This window comes from Mycobacterium interjectum (assembly GCF_900078675.2).
GTDB lineage: Bacteria > Actinomycetota > Actinomycetes > Mycobacteriales > Mycobacteriaceae > Mycobacterium > Mycobacterium interjectum.
Map to the genome: position 1 here is coordinate 3,474,856 of NZ_LT546237.1, position 20,044 is coordinate 3,494,899.

Annotated in this window: 20 protein-coding genes, 4 tRNA genes and 1 pseudogene; 17 read left to right on the top strand and 8 right to left on the bottom strand. The window is 65.2% G+C overall.

All coding sequences use genetic code 11. From position 1 onward, the window contains the following. The first annotated feature begins 216 nt into the window (after positions 1–216). From ahcY to gcvH, 6 genes are all read left to right on the top strand, one after another. A complete protein-coding gene (gene ahcY / locus BN4348_RS51100) occupies positions 217–1,689 on the top strand; it encodes an adenosylhomocysteinase (protein WP_066908211.1) in 1,473 nt (490 codons plus the stop codon). Between the two features lie 154 nt (positions 1,690–1,843). Continuing rightward, positions 1,844–2,740 (top strand): mycobacterial-type methylenetetrahydrofolate reductase, encoded by an 897-nt coding sequence (locus BN4348_RS51105; RefSeq protein WP_066915902.1) that lies wholly within the window; start codon positions 1,844–1,846, stop codon positions 2,738–2,740. Between the two features lie 450 nt (positions 2,741–3,190). Beyond that, entirely contained in the window at positions 3,191–3,874 is a 684-nt protein-coding gene (locus BN4348_RS51110; RefSeq protein WP_066915904.1) for a class I SAM-dependent methyltransferase, read from the top strand. 137 nt (positions 3,875–4,011) lie between these two features. Beyond that, positions 4,012–4,278: an S-adenosylmethionine synthetase N-terminal domain-containing protein gene (locus BN4348_RS59700; protein ID WP_456238201.1), complete on the top strand. Its 267-nt coding sequence runs from the start codon at positions 4,012–4,014 to the stop codon at positions 4,276–4,278. A 94-nt stretch (positions 4,279–4,372) separates the two neighbouring features. Beyond that, entirely contained in the window at positions 4,373–5,584 is a 1,212-nt protein-coding gene (gene metK / locus BN4348_RS51120; protein WP_066915908.1) for a methionine adenosyltransferase, read from the top strand. A gap of 310 nt (positions 5,585–5,894) precedes the next feature. Continuing rightward, positions 5,895–6,299, top strand: coding sequence for a glycine cleavage system protein GcvH (gene gcvH, locus BN4348_RS51125; protein ID WP_066915910.1), 405 nt, complete (start codon positions 5,895–5,897; stop codon positions 6,297–6,299). Positions 6,300–6,353: 54 nt separating this feature from the next. On the opposite strand, the gene BN4348_RS51130 is transcribed toward gcvH, so the two are convergent. From BN4348_RS51130 to BN4348_RS51140, 3 genes are all read right to left on the bottom strand, one after another. Beyond that, positions 6,354–6,430, bottom strand: a tRNA-Phe gene (locus BN4348_RS51130). 25 nt (positions 6,431–6,455) lie between these two features. Continuing rightward, positions 6,456–6,532 (bottom strand) — tRNA-Asp (locus tag BN4348_RS51135). 31 nt (positions 6,533–6,563) lie between these two features. After that, a tRNA-Glu gene (locus BN4348_RS51140) sits at positions 6,564–6,636 on the bottom strand. 135 nt (positions 6,637–6,771) lie between these two features. Between BN4348_RS51140 and BN4348_RS51145 the strand changes: the two genes are divergently transcribed. Together BN4348_RS51145 and BN4348_RS51150 are read left to right on the top strand one after the other, a co-directional pair. Then, a tRNA-Lys gene (locus BN4348_RS51145) sits at positions 6,772–6,844 on the top strand. 149 nt (positions 6,845–6,993) lie between these two features. Further along, positions 6,994–7,791, top strand: a complete 798-nt coding sequence (locus tag BN4348_RS51150; RefSeq protein ID WP_160040546.1) for a TIGR04255 family protein — start codon at positions 6,994–6,996, stop codon at positions 7,789–7,791. Here BN4348_RS51150 and BN4348_RS51155 read toward each other — a convergent pair. Continuing rightward, positions 7,781–8,680: a class I SAM-dependent methyltransferase gene (locus BN4348_RS51155; protein WP_066915914.1), complete on the bottom strand. Its 900-nt coding sequence runs from the start codon at positions 8,678–8,680 to the stop codon at positions 7,781–7,783. The two genes, BN4348_RS51150 and BN4348_RS51155, sit on opposite strands and share 11 nt — an antisense overlap. Before the next feature lie 88 nt (positions 8,681–8,768). Between BN4348_RS51155 and BN4348_RS51160 the strand changes: the two genes are divergently transcribed. Genes BN4348_RS51160 through BN4348_RS51170 form a run of 3 tightly spaced genes read left to right on the top strand, consistent with a single transcriptional unit; the run spans position 8,769 to position 9,972 of the window. Next, a complete protein-coding gene (locus BN4348_RS51160) occupies positions 8,769–9,269 on the top strand; it encodes a nucleoside deaminase (RefSeq protein WP_066915916.1) in 501 nt (166 codons plus the stop codon). A gap of 46 nt (positions 9,270–9,315) precedes the next feature. Continuing rightward, the gene (locus BN4348_RS51165; protein ID WP_066915918.1) at positions 9,316–9,726 is read left to right on the top strand and encodes an ArsR/SmtB family transcription factor; all 411 of its coding nucleotides are present in this window, start codon (positions 9,316–9,318) and stop codon (positions 9,724–9,726) included. A gap of 39 nt (positions 9,727–9,765) precedes the next feature. Beyond that, positions 9,766–9,972, top strand: coding sequence for a zinc transporter Slc39a7 (locus tag BN4348_RS51170; RefSeq protein WP_211145753.1), 207 nt, complete (start codon positions 9,766–9,768; stop codon positions 9,970–9,972). Positions 9,973–9,985: 13 nt separating this feature from the next. On the opposite strand, the gene BN4348_RS51175 is transcribed toward BN4348_RS51170, so the two are convergent. After that, positions 9,986–10,996, bottom strand: coding sequence for an oxygenase MpaB family protein (locus tag BN4348_RS51175; protein WP_066915920.1), 1,011 nt, complete (start codon positions 10,994–10,996; stop codon positions 9,986–9,988). A 66-nt stretch (positions 10,997–11,062) separates the two neighbouring features. Here BN4348_RS51175 and BN4348_RS51180 point away from each other — a divergent pair. From BN4348_RS51180 to phoU, 6 genes and pseudogenes are all read left to right on the top strand, one after another. Next, positions 11,063–11,248, top strand: a pseudogene (locus BN4348_RS51180) (TetR/AcrR family transcriptional regulator); the annotation flags it as partial. Positions 11,249–11,400: 152 nt separating this feature from the next. Beyond that, on the top strand, positions 11,401–12,015 hold the full coding sequence (locus BN4348_RS51185) for a TetR/AcrR family transcriptional regulator (RefSeq protein ID WP_066915922.1): 615 nt from the start codon (positions 11,401–11,403) through the stop codon (positions 12,013–12,015). A 144-nt stretch (positions 12,016–12,159) separates the two neighbouring features. Then, a complete protein-coding gene (locus BN4348_RS51190; RefSeq protein ID WP_066915924.1) occupies positions 12,160–13,182 on the top strand; it encodes an acyl-ACP desaturase in 1,023 nt (340 codons plus the stop codon). An 18-nt stretch (positions 13,183–13,200) separates the two neighbouring features. Next, a complete protein-coding gene (gene dusB, locus BN4348_RS51195) occupies positions 13,201–14,334 on the top strand; it encodes a tRNA dihydrouridine synthase DusB (RefSeq protein ID WP_066915926.1) in 1,134 nt (377 codons plus the stop codon). A 165-nt stretch (positions 14,335–14,499) separates the two neighbouring features. Next, positions 14,500–16,548, top strand: coding sequence for an LCP family protein (locus BN4348_RS51200; RefSeq protein ID WP_066915928.1), 2,049 nt, complete (start codon positions 14,500–14,502; stop codon positions 16,546–16,548). Between the two features lie 58 nt (positions 16,549–16,606). Continuing rightward, positions 16,607–17,275, top strand: a complete 669-nt coding sequence (phoU, locus tag BN4348_RS51205; protein ID WP_066915931.1) for a phosphate signaling complex protein PhoU — start codon at positions 16,607–16,609, stop codon at positions 17,273–17,275. Here phoU and pstB read toward each other — a convergent pair. Genes pstB through pstC form a run of 3 tightly spaced genes read right to left on the bottom strand, consistent with a single transcriptional unit; the run spans position 17,272 to position 20,015 of the window. After that, complete coding sequence (gene pstB / locus BN4348_RS51210) at positions 17,272–18,048, bottom strand: phosphate ABC transporter ATP-binding protein PstB (protein ID WP_066915933.1); 777 nt, start codon at positions 18,046–18,048, stop codon at positions 17,272–17,274. The two genes, phoU and pstB, sit on opposite strands and share 4 nt — an antisense overlap. 12 nt (positions 18,049–18,060) lie before the next feature. Beyond that, the gene (gene pstA, locus BN4348_RS51215) at positions 18,061–18,975 is read right to left on the bottom strand and encodes a phosphate ABC transporter permease PstA (protein WP_066915935.1); all 915 of its coding nucleotides are present in this window, start codon (positions 18,973–18,975) and stop codon (positions 18,061–18,063) included. Next, entirely contained in the window at positions 18,972–20,015 is a 1,044-nt protein-coding gene (gene pstC / locus BN4348_RS51220; RefSeq protein WP_066915937.1) for a phosphate ABC transporter permease subunit PstC, read from the bottom strand. The genes pstA and pstC overlap by 4 nt, the downstream gene beginning before the upstream one ends. Between the last annotated feature and the right edge of the window lie 29 nt (positions 20,016–20,044).

The window sequence follows — 20,044 nt, forward strand, 5'->3', positions numbered from 1 at the left end:
ATCGAATTCGGCAGCTATTGATGTCGTTTACTTAGCCATGCCCGTTGCGCGCCAGCGGAGTGGGCGCAGAGGAAACTCAGGAACGTATAGACCGGTGAACAAGAGAGGGAGACGGGGGCTGGCTAAAGCAAAGTATCGGTCTAGCTAATCACCGGTTTCAAATACTTCAGCCCACTGACGGCTGAGCTCCCAAATCGCAGAAGGATGAGTCACGTTATGACGACGACTGAGAGTTCGTTGACCGCTGAGGTCCGTAATGGCATCGATTTCAAGGTCGCTGATTTGTCGCTGGCGGATTACGGCCGGCGGGATATTGAGCTGTCTGAGCAGGAGATGCCGGGTCTGATGTCGCTGCGCCGGGAGTATGCCGAGGTGCAGCCGCTTAAGGGCGCGCGGATTTCGGGCTCGCTGCACATGACCGTGCAGACCGCGGTGCTCATCGAGACCCTGGTGTCGCTGGGTGCGCAGGTCCGGTGGGCGTCGTGCAACATCTTTTCCACCCAGGATCATGCGGCGGCGGCGGTGGTGGTCGGCCCGTATGGCACGCCCGAGGAGCCCCAGGGGGTGCCGGTGTTCGCCTGGAAGGGTGAGACGCTGCAGGAGTACTGGTGGGCGGCCGAGCAGATGCTCACCTGGCCCGACGAGCCCGCCAACATGATCCTGGATGACGGCGGGGATGCCACCATGCTGGTGTTGCGCGGTGCGCAGTATGAGAAGGCCGGGGTGGTGCCCCCCGCCGAGGAGGACGACCCCACCGAGTGGAAGGTGTTTTTGGAGCTGCTGCGCAACCGCTTCGAGACCGACAAAGACAAGTGGACGACGATCTCCGAGTCGGTCAAGGGGGTGACCGAGGAGACCACCACCGGGGTGTTGCGGCTGTATCAGTTCGCTGCGGCTGGGGATCTGGCGTTTCCGGCGATCAACGTCAACGACTCGGTGACCAAGTCCAAGTTCGACAACAAATACGGGTGTCGGCACTCGCTGATCGATGGGATCAACCGCGGCACCGATGTGTTGATCGGCGGCAAGAAGGTGTTGATCTGCGGCTATGGCGATGTGGGCAAGGGCTGCGCCGACTCGGTCAAGGGCCAGGGCGCCCGGGTGGTGGTCACCGAGATCGACCCGATCAACGCGCTGCAGGCGCTGATGGAGGGCTATGACGTCGCCACGGTCGAGGACGCGATCGGTAGCGCCGACATCGTGGTGACCGCCACCGGCAACAAGGACATCATCACCTTAGAGCACATGAAGGCGATGAAGGACTACGCGGTGCTGGGCAACATCGGGCACTTCGACAACGAGATCCAGGTCGCCCAGCTCGAGCGCTCCGGGGCCACCAAGACCAACATCCGCCCCCAGGTCGACGTGTGGACGTTCCCCGACAGCGGCAAGTCGATCATCTTGTTGTCCGAGGGGCGGCTGCTCAACCTGGGCAACGCCACCGGGCACCCGTCGTTCGTGATGAGCAACAGCTTCTCCAACCAGGTGATCGCCCAGATCGAGCTGTGGACCAAAAACGACGAATACGACAACGAGGTCTACCGGCTGCCCAAACACCTCGACGAAAAGGTCGCCCGCATCCACGTCGAAGCCCTCGGCGGCCAACTGACCAAACTCACCAAAGAACAAGCCGAATACATCGGCGTCGACGTCGACGGCCCCTACAAAGCCGACCACTACCGCTACTGACCCCCAGGTGGGCCGTGACCGGCACGAACGTCGGTGGGCTCGCCCGGGACGCGTGGGTGGTTTCGAAAAGTCGCCGCCGCCCGCGGCGACAGTCGATCTTCGTAGACGCGACGACTTGGGCCCCCGCCCGGATCGTCAGGACAAAGGGAGGCGTGTGACCCTCAACACGGTCGCGCTCGAGCTGGTGCCACCGAATGTGAACGGCGGTCATGAGCGAGCATTCGAAGAAGCGCGCAAAGTGGCGCAGTACTGCAGCGATTCCGGACTCGACGGACAGATTCGGCACGTGATGATTCCCGGCATCATCGCCGAGGACGACGACCGGCCGGTCCCGATGCAACAGAAGCTGGACGTCCTCGACTTCTGGTCGGTGATCAAACGGGAACTACCCGGCATCAACGGGCTATGCACCCAGGTCACCGCCTTCATGGACAAGTCGTCGCTGAGTAGCCGCCTCACCGACTTGTGCGGAGCCGGCATGGAGGGTGTGGTGTTCGTCGGCGTCCCGCGCACGATGACCGACGGGGAGGGTTCCGGCGTCGCGCCCACCGACGCGTTATCGATTTATCGGGACCTGGTGCCCAACCGCGGGGCAATCCTGATCCCGACACGCGAGGGCGAGCACAGCCGTTTTACGTTCAAATGCGACCGCGGGGCCACGTACGGCATGACGCAGTTGTTGTATTCCGACGCGATCGTGGGGTTCCTGGCCGACTTCGCCAAGGACAGCGATCATCGGCCAGAGGTGCTGCTGTCGTTCGGTTTTGTCCCCAGGATCGAAACCGGCGTGGGCCTGATCGATTGGCTGATCCAGGATCCCGGCAACCCCGCGGTAGCCGACGAGCAGGCGTTCGTCCGCGAGCTGGCCGGCAGCGAACCAGCGGAAAAGCGGCGACTCCTGGTGGATTTGTACAAGCGCGTGATCGACGGGGTCATCGACCTCGGCTTCCCGCTGAGCGTCCACCTGGAAGCGACCTACGGGGTATCGAGGCCGGCATTCCAGACGTTCGCCGAGATGCTCTCCTATTGGTCGCCCCGCGGGGGTTTCTAGCACTACTCGCGGGCGCCGTTATGGGCCAACCGGGCCAGCGCTGCTAGCCGACCCGGGCCCACTGGCACACCGCACTCGGCGGTCACGAACGAGCCACGGGCGGCGGCGCAGTTACGCAAGGCCGATCGAAGGAAATGGCTGCGATAACGGACCCGAGTGTGACGTCTATTAACTGACGACACCATTGAACTTTGGTCAATAACAGCGCTTGTTCCTGGCTATGGTTGCCGCCTTGCTGACGATCTTTATCGTCCGCGCCAACTGCGTTCAGCCTCTATGTCCGTAAACACGGACTTTGCACGTGACGCTGGCCGAACTTTACGGAAAATAATAGCTTATTCCTAGGCGTTTTTCAGAAAGGCTGATCTATAGAGATAAGTGCGTGTCATCTTGATTAAATAGAACTCACAGCATTGCGATGAACGGCCTCGTCCACTTAGGCTGATAACCGTGCCTACATTTAACGTAAACACCGTGGACTGGGATGAACTGTATGACGGTAACGCGTCGTACGCGCCGGGAAACCCTGGCTGGAATATTGGCGAATTGCAGCCTGCTTTGGCCGTTCTGGAACGGCAGGGGCTTTTCGTGGGGCCTGTGCTCGATTCTGGATGCGGCGTGGGAACTGCATCATTGACATTGGCCGAAAAGGGATACGAAGTCGTTGGGCTGGACCGGTCTGCCAGCGCCATTGAGAAGGCTAAGAAAGCAGCAGCGGACCGAGGCCTGACCGCGACGTTCGAGGTGGCCGATCTGAGCAAATCAACCGGCTATGAAAAGTACTTCAACACCGTCATCGACGGGCTCGTGTTCCACTGCCTGCCCGAAGGGCTCAGGCACGCGTACGTGGAATCTAGCGCCCGCGCGCTGAGGCCCGGCGGCAAGTTTTTTGCTCTCGTGTTCGCTACCGAGGCGTTCCCGCCCGGCGCCGACTTTGGCCCGCGTCCATTCACTCGACACCAATTGGAAAGCATCGTTGGCAAGCATCTTTTCGTGGATGACATCCGACCCGCGCGCGCGTGGATCAACGTCCCGACTGCGTTGCCGGAAGGTTTCGAATACCGCAATGTGACTATCGGACATGACGGCCGCGCGCAGCTGCCGTCATGGCTCGTGAGCGCCCACCGCCACTGACAACGGCGGGCCACACCAGGCGATCCTCGCGGGGTGCGAGGATCGCAAAAGGGGGACGTTGTCGCGATAGTGCGCGGCAACTGCGGATGCCACTCAGCCATCCGCCGGCGTCGTCACGTTGTGACTACCCCGAAAACATGGCGCGGGGTACGCGCGGGACCGAACCGCGTCGTCACCCTTGGAAGTTGAAAAGGCAGGTTGAACAGAAGGATGAGACAGTGAGTGAAAAGGGTCGGCTGTTTACCAGTGAGTCGGTGACCGAGGGGCATCCCGACAAGATCTGTGACGCGATCAGCGACTCGGTCCTTGATGCGTTGCTGGAGCAGGATCCGCGCTCGCGGGTGGCGGTGGAGACACTCGTGACCACCGGGCAGGTGCANTCCGCCGGCGTCGTCACGTTGTGACTACCCCGAAAACATGGCGCGGGTTACGCGCGGGACCGAACCGCGTCGTCACCCTTGGAAGTTGAAAAGGCAGGTTGAACAGAAGGATGAGACAGTGAGTGAAAAGGGTCGGCTGTTTACCAGTGAGTCGGTGACCGAGGGGCATCCCGACAAGATCTGTGACGCGATCAGCGACTCGGTCCTTGATGCGTTGCTGGAGCAGGATCCGCGCTCGCGGGTGGCGGTGGAGACACTCGTGACCACCGGGCAGGTGCATGTGGTGGGCGAGGTGACGACGAGGGCCAAGGAGGCGTTCGCCGATATCACCAATACGGTGCGTGCCCGCATCCTCGACATCGGCTATGACTCCTCGGACAAGGGCTTTGATGGGGCGTCGTGCGGGGTGAACATCGGTATCGGTGCGCAGTCGCCGGATATCGCCCAGGGGGTGGACAGCGCCCATGAGGCCCGGGTGGAGGGTGCGGCGGATCCGCTGGATGCTCAGGGCGCCGGTGATCAGGGGCTGATGTTTGGTTATGCGATCAACGACACCCCGGAGCTGATGCCGTTGCCGATCGCGTTGGCGCACCGGTTGTCGCGCAAGTTGACCGAGGTTCGCAAGAACGGGACGCTGCCCTACCTGCGCCCGGACGGCAAGACGCAGGTGACCATCGCCTACGAGGACGATGTCCCGGTGCGGCTGGACACCGTGGTCGTCTCCACCCAGCACGCCGACGGGGTCGATCTGGACAAGACGCTGGATCCCGACATTCGTGCGCACGTGCTCACGGCGGTGCTGCAGGAGCTGGACCACCGGACTTTGGATGCGTCGGGGACGCGGGTGCTGGTCAATCCGACCGGCAAGTTCGTGCTGGGTGGTCCGATGGGTGATGCGGGGTTGACCGGCCGCAAGATCATCGTGGACACCTATGGCGGCTGGGCGCGGCACGGTGGCGGGGCGTTCTCGGGCAAGGATCCCTCCAAGGTGGACCGCTCGGCGGCCTACGCCATGCGCTGGGTGGCCAAGAACATCGTGGCCGCCGGGCTGGCCGAGCGGGTCGAGGTGCAGGTGGCCTACGCCATCGGCAAGGCCGCCCCGGTCGGGCTGTTCATCGAGACGTTCGGCACCGCGACCGTCGACCCGGTCAAGATCGAAAAGATCGTGCCCGAGGTCTTCGACCTGCGCCCGGGCGCGATCATCCGCGACCTAGACCTGCTGCGCCCGATCTACGCGCAGACCGCCGCCTACGGCCACTTCGGGCGCACCGACATCGAACTGCCCTGGGAACAGCTCAACATGGCCGACGAGCTCAAACGGGCCATCTAGCGCCGACTCATCCGATGCTTTCGCGCTTGCCTCGGCATAGTCGGATCTCTGATGCGTTGGCGTCGACGACCGAGGCGCGGCAGCGCGCACTTGCGCCATGCCGCAGTGAAGCGTTGCGGCGTTGTCGCACAAGCAAACTGGGCCTCGGCGCGGCCCACTCAAGTCGAGGCTGCTCGAGGAGCTGCTCGGCGCGGCACGTTGCGGTGAACCGGCCGCATGCGAAAGACCCATTCGTCATACCGCACAAGCCCCGACCCGGTGTCCGCTGACGCATGGCGCCCAGAACCGCAGGAACAGAACAGGATTACTCGTGACTGACGTCCCACCCGACTTGTATTACACAGCCGAACACGAGTGGATCCGTCGCAGAGACGAATGCACCGTACGGGTGGGCATCACCGACTTTGCGCAGTCGGCGCTTGGCGACGTCGTCTTCATACGACTGCCGGACATCGGCGCGGAGCTCATCGCCGGCGAAGCCTTCGGCGAAGTGGAGTCGACCAAATCGGTGTCGGATCTGTACGCGCCACTGTCGGGAAAGGTGGCCGCCGTCAACAGCGATCTGGAAGGTACCCCGCAGCTCGTGAACGCCGACCCCTATAACGCCGGCTGGCTGCTGGACATTCAGGTCGACGAGTCCGAGACCGCGGCCCTCGCGTCGGGCGTTGCCGCGCTGCTGGACGCCGATGCCTACCTCGGCACCCTCACCGACTGAAAATCGCCGATACCCCCGTCAGGGACCCGCGACGGTTTCAAGCGGTGCAGTTGGTGGTGGCCAGGGGCGGGATCGAACCGCCGACCTTCCGCTTTTCAGGCGGACGCTCGTACCGACTGAGCTACCTGGCCGGAAGGCATGGCTGCCTCGCCGTGCTGGCGACCCTGACGGGACTCGAACCCGCGACCTCCGCCGTGACAGGGCGGCGCGCTAACCAACTGCGCCACAGGGCCTCGCTATCGCTCCGCGTCATTGCGTCGCGCGTACCCCCAACGGGATTCGAACCCGTGCTACCGCCGTGAAAGGGCGGCGTCCTAGGCCACTAGACGATGGGGGCCAGAACCGAATCACTCCGGGGGCACTCGCAACGCAGTTACCGTTGGGAGCCACGTCAGCTTAGGTCACCGCAGGCCCAATCCTCAAACGAGCGCCGTCGGGGCGGTGTTCCGAACACAGTATTCTGAACCTTCGCGCCCCTATAGCTCAGTTGGTAGAGCTACGGACTTTTAATCCGCAGGTCCTAGGTTCGAGTCCTAGTGGGGGCACCGATAGCCGGAATTACCTCGGCCGATGCCGCCAATGCGCGGTCCGGTCGTGCCCGGCACCACTGCGAATCACCCCGCGGGCGCCCCGCGGCGGCGACGCAGGGTGGCCCTCGTTGGGCCGCCAACGGGCTTGGCTTATGCTCGGGAATGTGAGTGTCGATGCGGCCTACCCAAACGCGCCCGTAGCCCTGGTAACCATGGAAATCCGTCACCCGGCAACGGATTCCCTCACCGAAACCTCGAGCGGAGAGCTCAGACGCCTGCTCGCGGACCTGCTGCCCATCGAACGCCAGGCGCAGGACGTGGCCTGGGCGATGGGCGCCGGGGGAAACCCGCAACCGGCCGCCGAGCGTTTCGTCCGTTACGTCAACCGCGATAACACGCTCGCCGCGTCGATGAAGTCCCAGGCGGTCGTCATCGAGACCACCGCATACACCAACTTCGAGGAGCTGGTCGACCTGGTGATGCGGGTCATCGACGCCCGCTCCCAGTTTTCGCCGATCGTCGGGGTGGAGCGCCTCGGCCTGCGCTACGTCCTCGAGATCCGCGTCCCCCAGGGCGTGGACGGCCGCATCGAGTGGGCCAACTGGATCGCCGAGCCGCTGCTCGGACCGCAGCGCATCGCCCCCGCCGGGCTGACCCTGACCGAATGGCAGGGCGCCGCGGTCTACCGCGAGGCGAACCCCGGGAAGTCGATGATCGTGCGCTACGGGCCCGGCGTGGGCCAGGCGCTGGATGCCAGCTACCACCTGCGCCGCACGATGCCGGCCGCGCAGGGGCCGTTCTTCCTGCTGGACATCGACAGCTTCTGGACTCCGCTCGGGTCAATCCCCGAGTACGACCGGCAAACAACGCTGGCGACCTTCCAGGACCTGTACGACCCCGCCCGCACCGTGTTCCAGGAGATGCTCACCAATCGCCTGAAGGACGACCTGCTCAGCCGCTGAGCGTCGCGCTGCTGTAGGTCACGTCGGCGAAGGCTTGGGCCACGTCATCGTCGGGATAGACGAAGCCGTTGGCCGTGTGCAACTCCTCGACGGTTTGCGACGACGTACGCCATCCGCTCCGGCTCAGATACTCCAGGATGTGGCTGCGCTGACCGTGGTACACGAGGTCGTTGAAATCGATCTCAAATCCGAGTTCGCTCATCCGGTCATGGTGCGCACGCCAGCGCGCGTCGGCGAAAACGGCGGTGTCGGGCACGAATTCGAAGGCCAGGCGGCTTCCCGGCGCGCTCAGCGCGGTGATGTTGTCGAACAGGGCGTCTTGGGCTTCGTCGGGCAGGTAGACCAGTAGGCCCTCGGCGCTCCACGCCGCGGGCGCCTGTGGATCGAAGCCCGCGGCCTGCAGCGCCGCGGCCCAGTCGTCGCGCAGGTCGACGGCGACGGTGCGCCGCTCGGCGGTCGGCTCGGCGCCGAGGTCGCGCAGCGTCAGCGTCTTGAACTCGATCACTTCCGGCATGTCGACCTCATAGACGACGGTTCCCGCCGGCCACGGCAGGCGGTACGCGCGCGCGTCCAGCCCCGACGCGAGGATGACCACCTGGCCAATTCCGCCCCGTGCCGCGTCGAGGAAGAATTGGTCGTAAAACCTGGTGCGGCAGGCCATTCCGCGCGCCATCCGCTGCGGATCGAACTCGGATTCCTCCTCAACCGGGATCTGACCGTTGACCAACCGCACGTAGACGTCGATGCCGACCGCGCGCACCAACGGCGCCGCATAGGGATCCTCGATCAACTTCTCGTCGCTGGACAGCGCCCGCTGCGCGGCGACCATGGTCGCCGTCGCTCCGACGCTCGTCGCCAAATCCCAACGATCACGGTCGGTGCGCGCCATGGTCTTCCTCATCCCCGGGCCGAAAAATATAGATCGTCTAGTTACTACCACAAGCCGGTGGCCGTGCCGCGGGACTACCCTCCGACCTGTGACGGACTTTGCCCAGCGCACGATCGAGCTCGCACACCAAAACGTCGCGGAAGGCGGTCGCCCGTTTGCGACGGTGATCGTGCAGGACGGCGAAATCCTCGCCGAGAGCGCCAACCAGGCGGCCCAGACGAACGATCCGACCGCACACGCGGAAATACTGGCCATCCGGGAGGCGTGCAGGAAGCTGGGCACCGAGCACCTGGTCGACAGCACCATCTATGTGCTGGCCCATCCGTGCCCGATGTGCCTGGGCTCGCTGTACTACTGCTCGCCCAGGGAAGTCGTCTTCCTGATCACCCGCGAGTCCTACGAGCAGTACTACCTCGATGACCGCAAATACTTCGAGGTCTCCACGTTCTACGACGAATTCGCCAAGACCTGGGACCGGCGTCGCCTCCCGATGCGCTACCGGCCCCACGAAGCCGCCGTGGACGTGTACCGGTTCTGGAACGAGCGCAACGGCGGCCGGCGCAACTCGACGGTCGTCCCCCCGGGCTGACTACCGCGGCATTGCCGCACAGAACACCCTTCGCTACTATTTGCGTATGCATGCAGGTAATAGCGAAGACCGCTTGCCCGACGACCAGGCCGGCCTCGTCGTCGAGGTTTTCCGGATGCTCGCCGACGCCACCCGCGTGCAAGTGCTCTGGTCGCTGACGCATCGCGAGATGTCGGTCAACGAACTCGCCGAACACGTGGGAAAGCCCGCGCCGTCGGTCTCCCAGCACCTGGCGAAGCTGCGCATGGCGCGCCTGGTGCGCACGCGACGGGACGGGACCAGCATCTTCTACAGCCTGGAGAACGACCACGTCCGCCAGCTCGTCATCGATGCGGTCTGCAACGCCGAGCATGCCGGCCCCGGGGTTCCCCGCCATCACCGGGGCGAGAGCGACCTGAAGGCCGTCGCCGGACCGTCGCCGACCCGAAACGCCCGGCCCCGTCGGGACCCGGCCTGACGACCGACAGCCACAACAGATTCCACGTCGGAAGGGAACATGATGACCGAGCCGCACACCCACGACGCGCCGCACGCGCACGAACACCGCCACGGCGACGCGACCCACTCACACGCGCACACCACGCACGAGCACGACCACGTCAGCCACGAGCATCCGCACGCCCACGACGACGGAACCGAGCACACTCACCAACACGTGCACCAGTCCGACCTCGAAGGCGCGCACAACCACGCCCACGGGTAGAGCTACCGCCGCGTTAGGAGACCCGAGGGCAATAGTGCTTCGGGTTGTCCCGCTCGTCCAGCGGCGGCAGGTTGCGCGCGGGCGTCTGCACCAGCGGTGCGTCTGCCGGGATTCGGCCGGTGACGCGATCCCAGCCGGCCCGCGCCCGCGGGTGTTTACGGTATCGCTTTGGCACGCAGGCGAAAACGACGCGGACGAGGTCGCCGAAACGCCGGTGCAGCCATTCGTCGCGACGCGACCACCGGTAACCCATGAGCTCGCGCACCGGCGGATCGTAGAGACCGACGGTGAGCCACACGAAGAACGGCGCCAGCAGTTTACGCTGCGCGGCCCACAACGGGTCCGGAAGCCATTGGGCGAAGGAAGGTTTGGGCAGCGCGGTCAGGTCGAGCACCGCGCGGGCGGCCCAATTGTCCTCTAAGACGTTGCGGCACATGCGGTCCCAGTAGACCTTGAAGTCCTCCCAGGAATCCGGCACCGGGCGCATGCTCATGCCGTACATGCGATACCACTCGACGTGCTCGTCGAAGAGCTGGCGCCGCTGCGCTTCGGTCAGCCCGCCGCAAAACCGCTCGGCCACATGGATCGTGCCGACAAAGAAGGTGGCGTGGGCCCAGTAGAAGACGTCGGGATTCAGCGCGTGGTAGCGCCGGCCCTGCTCGTCGACGCCCTTGATGTCGGTGTGGTAGTCGCGCACCTCGGCACCGGTGACCGGGGCGCGGTCGCCGTCGAAGACGACGCCACCGATCGGGTACAACGAGCGCAGCAGGCGCGGCCAGCGCTCCCGAAAGAACGTCGAGTGGTCGATGACGGCCGCGCCCAGTTGCGGGTGCATGTTTTGCATGGAGCCAGCCCACGGACCCTGCAACATGCCCCGCCAGTCGCCGAAGTACCGCCAGGTCAGGGAATCCGGGCCGAGCGGCATCGGCGGCCCCGCGTAGCCCAGCGGCGACACCGGACAACCGCCGGCGACGCCGTCGGAGCCGCTGGGCAGCGAGCGGGGTGCGGAAGTATGTTGGGTCACTGTTGGATTCCTGTAAGTATCGGCAAACTGACTACATGCGTTGTCACTTTAGAGCTTAGGAGCGATGTGCCGACCGGTCAACGACGGGGCCGCTGGACCGGCGTCCCCTTGGAGAGCCGGCTCGCCCTCCGTCGCGACAATCTCATCACCGCCGGCGTGCAGCTGCTCGGCAGCGATCGCGGCCCCGCGTTGACCGTGCGCGCGGTGTGTCGCAAGGCCGCGCTCACGGAGCGCTACTTCTACGAAAGCTTTNAGCCCAGCGGCGACACCGGACAGCCGCCGGCGACGCCGTCGGAGCCGCTGGTCAGCGAGCGGGGTGCGGAAGTATGTTGGGTCACTGTTGGATTCCTGTAAGTATCGGCAAACTGACTACATGCGTTGTCACTTTAGAGCTTAGGAGCGATGTGCCGACCGGTCAACGACGGGGCCGCTGGACCGGCGTCCCCTTGGAGAGCCGGCTCGCCCTCCGTCGCGACAATCTCATCACCGCCGGCGTGCAGCTGCTCGGCAGCGATCGCGGCCCCGCGTTGACCGTGCGCGCGGTGTGTCGCAAGGCCGCGCTCACGGAGCGCTACTTCTACGAAAGCTTTTCCGACCGTGACGAATTCGTGCGCGCCGTTTATGACGATGTGTGCACGCGGGCGATGAACACCCTTACCTCGGCGAAGACCCCGCGCGAGGCCGTCGAACAATTCGTCGAGTTGATGGTCGACGATCCCGTGCGCGGACGGGTGCTGCTGTTGGCGCCCACGGTGGAGCCGATTTTGACGCAGTCGGGCGCGGAGTGGATGCCCAACTTCATCGACTTGCTGCAGCGCAAGCTGTCCCGGATCGGCGATTCGGTGTTGCAGAAAATGATCGCCACAAGCCTGGTCGGCGGTCTGACGAGCCTGTTCACCGCCTACCTCAACGGCCACCTGGGGGCCAGCCGCAAGCAATTCATCGACTACTGCGTCAACATGCTGTTCACCGCGGCCGCGCCGTACGTGTCCCCCGCCGAGCAAGCGAAACCCGAGTAAGCGGTTTCCGTCCGCGCCGAGCCGGCAAGACGTGAGAAGTCACGATCCAATATCGCGGCGGCGCGCGGGCTGGAGAAACTTGATGCTACCGGCGGGCACAGATATATTGACTGCAACCCGTAGACACAGATAACTGGAGGGGCCATGTCAGCCCAGCTGACCGACCTACAGCTGCTGCACGAACTTGAACCGGTGGTCGAGAAATACCTCAACCGTCACGAGAGCGTGCATAAGGACTGGAACCCGCACGACTACATCCCGTGGTCGGACGGCAAGAACTTCTACGCGCTCGGCGGTCAGGATTGGGACCCCGAACAGAGCAAGCTCTCCGACCTCGCCCAGGTGGCGATGGTGCAGAACCTGATGACGGAAGACAACCTGCCCTCCTATCACCGCGAGATCGCGATGAACTTCGGTATGGACGGCGCCTGGGGGCAGTGGGTCAACCGCTGGACCGCCGAGGAGAACCGGCACGGCATCGCGCTGCGCGACTACCTGGTGGTGACCCGCGCGGTCGACCCGATCGAGTTGGAGAAGCTGCGCCTCGAGGTGGTCAACCGCGGCTTCAGCCCGGGCCAAAACCACCAGGTTCGAGAAGACCTGTTCGCCGAGAGCCTGTTCGACTCGGTCATCTATGTCACGTTCCAGGAGCTGGCGACCAGGATTTCGCACCGCAACACCGGTAAGGCCTGCAACGAGCCGATCGCAGACCAGATGCTCGCCAAAATCTCGGCCGACGAGAACCTGCACATGATCTTCTACCGCGACGTCAGTGAGGCAGGGTTCGAGATTGATCCCAACCAGGCGACGAAGTCGCTGCACAAGATCCTGCGCAACTTCCAGATGCCCGGTTTCCAGGTGCCCGAATTCCGGCGCAAAGCCGTCTTGATCGCCGTCGGAGGCGTGTACGACCCTCGCATCCACCTCGACGACGTCGTCATGCCGATCCTGAAGAAATGGCGCTTCTTCGAGCGGGAGGACATCACCGGGGAGGCGGCCGAGCTGCGCGACGACCTTGCCCTGCTCATCAAGGAGCTCGAGGCGTCCTGCGACAAGTTCGAGGTGTCCAAGCGGCGTCAGCTCGAGCGGGAAGCCCGCACGGGCAAGCGGACCACGGCGTTCGAGCTGCATCAAACCGCGGGCAAGCTGGCCATGAGCCGTCGGTAGTCCGGCTCGGGACAAAAATTGCGCATCGGTCCGATCACGCTGGCCAGCCCGGTGGTGCTGGCCCCGATGGCCGGCGTGACCAACGTCGCTTTTCGCACGCTGTGCCGTGAGTTGGAGCAGGCGAAGGCGGGAACCGTCAGCGGGCTGTACGTCTGCGAGATGGTGACCGCTCGTGCGCTCGTCGAGCGGCATCCGGTCACCATGCACATGACGACGTTCGCGCCGGACGAGTCGCCCCGCTCGCTGCAGCTCTACACCGTCGATCCGGCGACCACCTACGCGGCCGCCAGAATGATCGCGGACGAGAACCTGGCCGATCACATCGACATGAATTTCGGCTGCCCGGTGCCCAAGGTCACCAAGCGGGGTGGCGGGGCGGCGCTGCCGTTCAAGCGGCGGCTGTTCGGCCAGATCGTGGCCGCGGCCGTGCGGGCCACCGCGGGCACCGAGATCCCGGTGACCGTCAAGTTCCGCATCGGCATCGACGACGAGCACCACACGCACCTGGACGCCGGCCGCATCGCGGAAGCGGAGGGGGCCGCGGCGGTCGCCCTGCATGCCCGCACGGCGGCGCAGCGCTACCCCGGCACCGCCGACTGGGAACAGATCGCGCAGCCCAAGCCACAGGTGCGGACCATCCCGGTGCTGGGCAACGGCGACATCTACGACGCCAGCGACGCGCTGGCGATGATGGCCACCACCGGTTGCGACGGCGTGGTCATCGGCCGTGGCTGCCTGGGCCGGCCGTGGCTGTTCGCCGAGCTGTCGGCCGCGTTCACCGGCAGGCCGGCCCCGACCCCGCCCACGCTGGGCGAGGTCGCCGACGTCGTGCGACGGCACGGCCGGCTGCTGGCGGCGCATTTCGGCGAGGACAAGGGCATGCGCGACATCCGCAAGCACATCGCCTGGTACCTGCACGGCTTCCCCGCCGGATCGGAATTGCGCCGAGCGCTGGCCATGGTCACGACGCTGGACGAACTCGACACGCTGCTCGGCCGGTTGAACGGCGCGGTGCCATTCCCGGACACGGCGGCCGGCCCTCGCGGCCGACAGGGTTCACCGGCCCGCGTGGCGCTGCCCGAAGGCTGGCTGACCGACCCGGACGACTGCACGGTGCCGGCCGGGGCGGACGTGATGCACTCGGGTGGCTGAGCGTTAACACGCTCGAAATCGCATCGGGATCGATAACTCAGTACGATGTGGACCTTGCTGCATTGCGCTTCCGTGGGGGTCGGTTTGGTGCCGCTGCAGGAGCACGCCGGGATTTGCGCACGGGCTCCCCGACCGTCGCATGAGAGCTTCGGAGGCCGATAGGACATGAGTGATGGCGGCACTGACGCCACTCTTGACCATCGGCGCACCCCACCACCGAGGCCGGGCTCGGCCCCGTGGGAACGGTTCGCAGAAGCGCCGGCCGATCACGGCGTTCACCGGTGGCAGGCCGAGCCGACGTTGAACGAGCCCGCGGCCGGTGAGCCGGAAAAGGCCGGGTGCCACACCGACGGCGGGCTCACGGTCGCCGAGTTGATCGCCAAGGTCGGGGCCCCGAACACCACCCGGCCCAGCCACCGACGCGCCGCCCCCGACCCCGAACCCGCCGAGGCCGCGCCGGGCCTGCCCGTCGAGCTGCAGGACACGCAGGTGATCGAGACCCCGGCGTATTCGCTCAACGCCGCCGCGGAGCTACCCGACCTCGGGGCCGCCAATTACCCGAACGACGAGTTCGACACCTCGGCGGACACCGTGAAATCGGAGCGCGCGCCCAAAAGCCGCGAGTCGAAGCCGAAGTCTCGCCGGCGGTCGATACTGGTCGCCGCGCGCTCGGCGGCGGCCTTCTCCGCCGTGCTGGCGCTGGCGCTGACCGGCGGCGCGTGGCAATGGAGCGCGTCGAAGAACAACCGCCTCAATATCGTCAGCGCGCTCGACCCGAACTCGAGCGACATCCGGGATCCCGGTGGGCAGTACGGCGACGAGGACTTCTTGATCGTCGGCATCGACTCGCGGGCCGGGGAAAACGCCGACATGGGCGCCGGTAGCACCGATGACGCCGATGGCGCGCGGTCCGACACCGTCATGCTGGTCAACATTCCGGCGAACCGGAAACGCGTGGTCGCGGTGTCGTTCCCCCGCGACCTGGCGATTACCCCGATTCAATGCGAGGCCTACAACCCCAACACGGGCAAGTACGGACCGATCTACGACGAGAAGACCAAGACCTGGGGTTCCAAGATGGTCTACACCGAGACCAAGCTGAACTCCGCTTACGCGTTCGGCGGCCCCAAATGTCTGGTCAAGGAGATCCAGAAGCTGTCCGGCCTGAACATCAACCGGTTCATCGCCGTCGACTTCGCCGGGTTCGCCAAAATGGTCGACGCACTCGGCGGCGTCGAAGTGTGCAGCCGCACCGCGCTGCACGACTACGAACTGGGCACCGTCCTGGACCATGCGGGACGCCAGATCCTCGACGGCGCAACCGCCTTGAACTATGTGCGCGCCCGCCAGGTGACGACCGAGACCAACGGTGACTACGGCCGCATCAAACGCCAGCAGTTGTTCTTGTCGTCGCTGTTGCGATCGCTGATCTCCGAGGACACGCTGCTCGACCTCAACAAGCTCAACAACGTCGTCAACATGTTCATCAGCCTCACTTCCGTCGACAACGTCAAGACCAAAGACCTGGTCCAGCTGGGTCAGTCATTGCAGGGCATGGCGGCCGGGCACATGACGTTCGTCACCGTGCCGACCGGCGTCACGGACCAGAACGGCGATGAGCCGCCGCGGATGGCCGACATGCGTGCGCTCTTCGACGCCATCATCAATGACGATCCACTGCCCGAGGAAAACGACCAGAACGCCAAGGCTTTGGGCGGTACGTCGCCCACGTCGGGACCGACGAAGGCGCCCACCACCAGAAAGACGCCGACCCCCACCGCGGCACCCGAGGCTCAGCACCAGCAGGTGATGACCACATCGCCGCAAGACGTCACGGTGCGGGTTTCCAACGCGACCACACAGAGCGGCCTGGCGGCCACCGCGACCAAACAGCTCAAGAACAACGGCTTCAACGTGATGACGCCCGACGACTACCCGAGTTCGGTGAACACGACGACGGTGTTGTTCTCGCCGGGCAACGAGCAGGCCGCCGCCACCGTGGCGTCATCGTTCGCCAATGCAAAGGTCCAGCGGGTCTCCGGCTACGGGCAGGTGATTCAGGTGGTGCTGGGCCCTGACTTCAACACGGTCGCCACTCCCGCGCCCACCGGCTCGTCGGTCAGCATGCAGATAGAACGCGGGTCGGGCAACGCGCCGACCCAGCTGCCCGACGACCTGACGGTGACCAACGCGGCCGACACCACCTGCGAGTAAAGAATTTTGGCGGTTCGGCACTGCCCATTTCCTGCGTCGAGAACGTAGGCTTGGCGGCATGCGGACCGCCTACCACGAGCAGCTTTCGGAGTTATCCGGGCGCCTCGGTGACATGTGCGGGCTGGCGGGGATCGCCATGGAGCGGGCCACCCAAGCCCTGTTGCAGGCCGATCTGGTGCTGGCCGAACAAGTGATTTCCGACCACGAAAAGATCGCGGCGCTCAGCGCGCAGGCCGAGGAAAGCGCCTTCGTCCTGCTGGCCCTGCAGGCGCCGGTGGCCGGTGACCTCAGGTCGATCGTCAGCGCCATCCAGATGGTGGCGGACATCGACCGCATGGGTGCGCTGGCCCTGCACGTCGCCAAGATCGCCCGCCGGCGGCATCCACAGCACGCGCTGCCCGAAGAGGTCAATGGGTATTTTGCCGAAATGGGCAGAGTCGCAGTGGAATTGGGCAATAGTGCGCAAGAGGTGGTGTTGTCCCGCGATCCGGAGAAGGCCGCGCGGATCCGAGAAGAAGACGATGCGATGGACGACCTGCACCGCCACTTGTTCTCGGTGCTGATGGACCGGGAATGGAAACACGGTGTGGCGGCGGCCGTCGATGTGACGTTGCTGGGCCGCTTCTACGAGCGCTTCGCCGACCACGCGGTGGAAGTGGCGCGACGCGTCATCTTCCAGGCGACGGGCAGGCTGCCCGAGGACGACACGAAACCCCTGACGAGCTAGCCGAAGCGGCCGGAGATGTAGTCCTCGGTCGCCTTCTGGGTCGGGTTGGAAAAAATCTTTTCGGTGTCGTCGATTTCGACCAGCCGGCCGGGCTTTCCGACGGCCTCCAGGTTGAAAAACGCCGTCAGATCACTCACGCGGGCCGCCTGCTGCATGTTGTGGGTGACGATGACGATCGTGTAGTCCTGCTTCAGCTCGCTGATCAGTTCCTCGATGGCCATCGTCGAGATCGGGTCCAGCGCGGAGCAAGGCTCGTCCATCAGCAATACATCCGGTTGCACGGCGATGGCGCGCGCGATGCACAGGCGCTGCTGCTGACCTCCCGAGAGCCCGCCGCCCGGCTTGTCCAGCCGATCCTTGACCTCGTCCCACAGGTTGGCACCGCGCAACGAGTATTCGGCCGTCTCGTCGAGCAGCTTGCGATTGCGCACCCCTTGCAACTTCAAACCGGCCACGACGTTGTCACGAATTGACATGGCGGGGAACGGGTTCGGCCGCTGGAAGACCATCCCGATCGCGCGCCGAACCCCCACCGGGTCGATACCGGCGCCGTAGATGTCTTGGTCGTCGAGCAGCACGCTGCCCTCGACCCGGGCGCCCGGAATCACCTCGTGCATCCGGTTCAGCGTGCGCAGCACGGTGGTCTTACCGCACCCCGAGGGACCGATGAACGCTGTCACGCTGCGGGGCAGAACCGACAACGTCACATCCGCGACCGCCTTGAACGACCCGTAATAGATGTTGACGGCTTTGAGGTCCAACCGCTTGGCCACTGGTGCTCCTGCCTACGCCTTTGTGGGGGCATACCTTCTCGCGATCACCCTGGCCCCGACATTGATGATCGCGATCACCAGAATGAGGGTTAACGCCGCACCCCACAACCGATCCGTGGGCACCGGGTTGATGCCTGCGCCCGCCGATGTCTGGTTATACATCATGCCGGGCAGCGAGCCCATGAACCCGTGGAAAACGTTGAAGTTCATTGATTGTGAATAACCGATCAGAATCAGCAGCGGCGCCGTCTCACCCATCACTCTAGCCACCGCCAGCAGGACCCCGGTGATGATGCCGGACAACCCCGTGGGAACGACGACCCTGGCGATCGTCTTCCACTTCGGGATCCCCAGCGCGTAGCTGGCCTCACGGAGGTCGATCGGCACGATCCGCAGCATCTCTTCGGTGGCCCGCACGATCACCGGAATCATCAGCAACACGAGCGCCAGGGACACCGCGAACCCGGAACGGGGCAGCCCCAGCGTCGCCACCCACAGCGCGTAGATGAACAACGCCGCCACGATCGAGGGCACGCCGGCGAGGATGTCCACCATGAACGTGGCCAGCCTGCCCAGGGAGGTTCCGCCACCGTACTCGACCAGGTAGATCGCCACCAGGATCCCGATCGGGACGGAGATGACCGCGCATGCCAATCCTTGCAACAGCGTGCCGACCGTCGCGTGGTAGGCGCCCCCGCCCGCCACGAACGCCGTCATACCCGCCTGCGAATGCGTCCACCACGCGGTGGAGGCAATCGCCTTGAACCCCTTGGCAATCACCGAGCCGAGCACCAACAGCAACGGTGTCACGGCGATCGCCGTCGACAGCGTCATCAGCACGGTCGCCAGGGTGTTGGCCACTTTGCGACGGCGGCCGACCGCCGGGAAGGCCCGCGGCTTGAGGGGGCGGTCCAGCCTCGAGGTCATCCGCCGGCCCGCCTGTTGCGGGCGCCGGCAACAGCGCCGCGGGCCAGGGCGTCGACGAGGAAGGTGAGCACGAACAGCGCCAGTCCCGCGGCGATATAGGCGCCGGCCTTGTAGCGGTCATTGAATTCCGAGGCGGTGGCCGCGATCTTGGTCGCGAAGGTCGAGCCGCCGTCGAAGAGCGACCAGCCGAACGCGGCCTGGGTGCCCCGCAGGATGATCAGCAGCGCGACTGTCTCGCCGAGGGCGCGGCCCAGGCCCAGTACCGCGCCGCTGACGTACCCGGATAGCCCGAACGGCAGCACGATCGTCCTGATCACTTCCCAGCGCGTGGCGCCGAGCGCCAGCGCGGCCTCGATCTCGTCGTTCGGGGTTTGCATGAACACCTCGCGGGTGACCGCGGTGATGATCGGCAGGATCATCACCGCCAACACGATCCCGCCGGTGAACACGGTGCCGCCCCCCGCGACCGACACGTTTCCGGTGGCGAAGAGGAACCACCAGCCGAGGGCGTGATTCAGCCAGGTGGCGACGGGTCGCAGCTGCGGGGCCAGCACGTACAGGCCCCACACCCCGTAAACGATCGAGGGGACCGCGGCCAGCAGATCGACCGCGTAGGCCAGCGGCGCGGCGACCCGGCGCGGCGCATAGTGCGTGACGAACAGCGCCACGCCCAAGGCGATCGGCATGGCCAGAATCAAGGCGAACACCGACACGAACACGGTCACCTGGAGCAGCTCGAAGATTCCGAAGTGCATGGAAGAGGTGTCGGTGGTGACCCAGTTGCCGTCGTAGCTGAAAAAGTTCTCCTGGTTGCGCCGCAAGGCCGGGATCGCGCGCAGCAACAGAAAGCCGCCGATCGCGGCGATCAGGACGACGATCAGGACCCCGGAAGCTTGCGCCAGCCAACGAAAAACCCTGTCCCCCAGGCGCGGCTGAGCACGCCCCCACGGGCTGATCGGCACCACCGGTGACTCGGGAAAGGGCGCAGCGACGACGGCACCCGAACCCGCAGCGGATGGGTCTGGCGTTATCACTGTGATCCCGTCACAGTCCTGCTGTCGCTCCTTGC

What these genes read in the sequence shown, in the direction of transcription:
- ahcY (WP_066908211.1), top strand. Translation starts at nt 217, where the DNA reads ATGACGACGACTGAGAGTTCGTTGACCGCTGAGGTCCGTAATGGCATC.
- BN4348_RS51155 (WP_066915914.1), bottom strand. Translation starts at nt 8,680, where the DNA reads ATGGCGCGCACCGACCGTGATCGTTGGGATTTGGCGACGAGCGTCGGA.
- BN4348_RS51165 (WP_066915918.1), top strand. Translation starts at nt 9,316, where the DNA reads ATGCATGCAGGTAATAGCGAAGACCGCTTGCCCGACGACCAGGCCGGC.
- BN4348_RS51170 (WP_211145753.1), top strand. Translation starts at nt 9,766, where the DNA reads ATGATGACCGAGCCGCACACCCACGACGCGCCGCACGCGCACGAACAC.
- BN4348_RS51190 (WP_066915924.1), top strand. Translation starts at nt 12,160, where the DNA reads ATGTCAGCCCAGCTGACCGACCTACAGCTGCTGCACGAACTTGAACCG.
- BN4348_RS51200 (WP_066915928.1), top strand. Translation starts at nt 14,500, where the DNA reads ATGAGTGATGGCGGCACTGACGCCACTCTTGACCATCGGCGCACCCCA.
- phoU (WP_066915931.1), top strand. Translation starts at nt 16,607, where the DNA reads ATGCGGACCGCCTACCACGAGCAGCTTTCGGAGTTATCCGGGCGCCTC.
- pstA (WP_066915935.1), bottom strand. Translation starts at nt 18,975, where the DNA reads ATGACCTCGAGGCTGGACCGCCCCCTCAAGCCGCGGGCCTTCCCGGCG.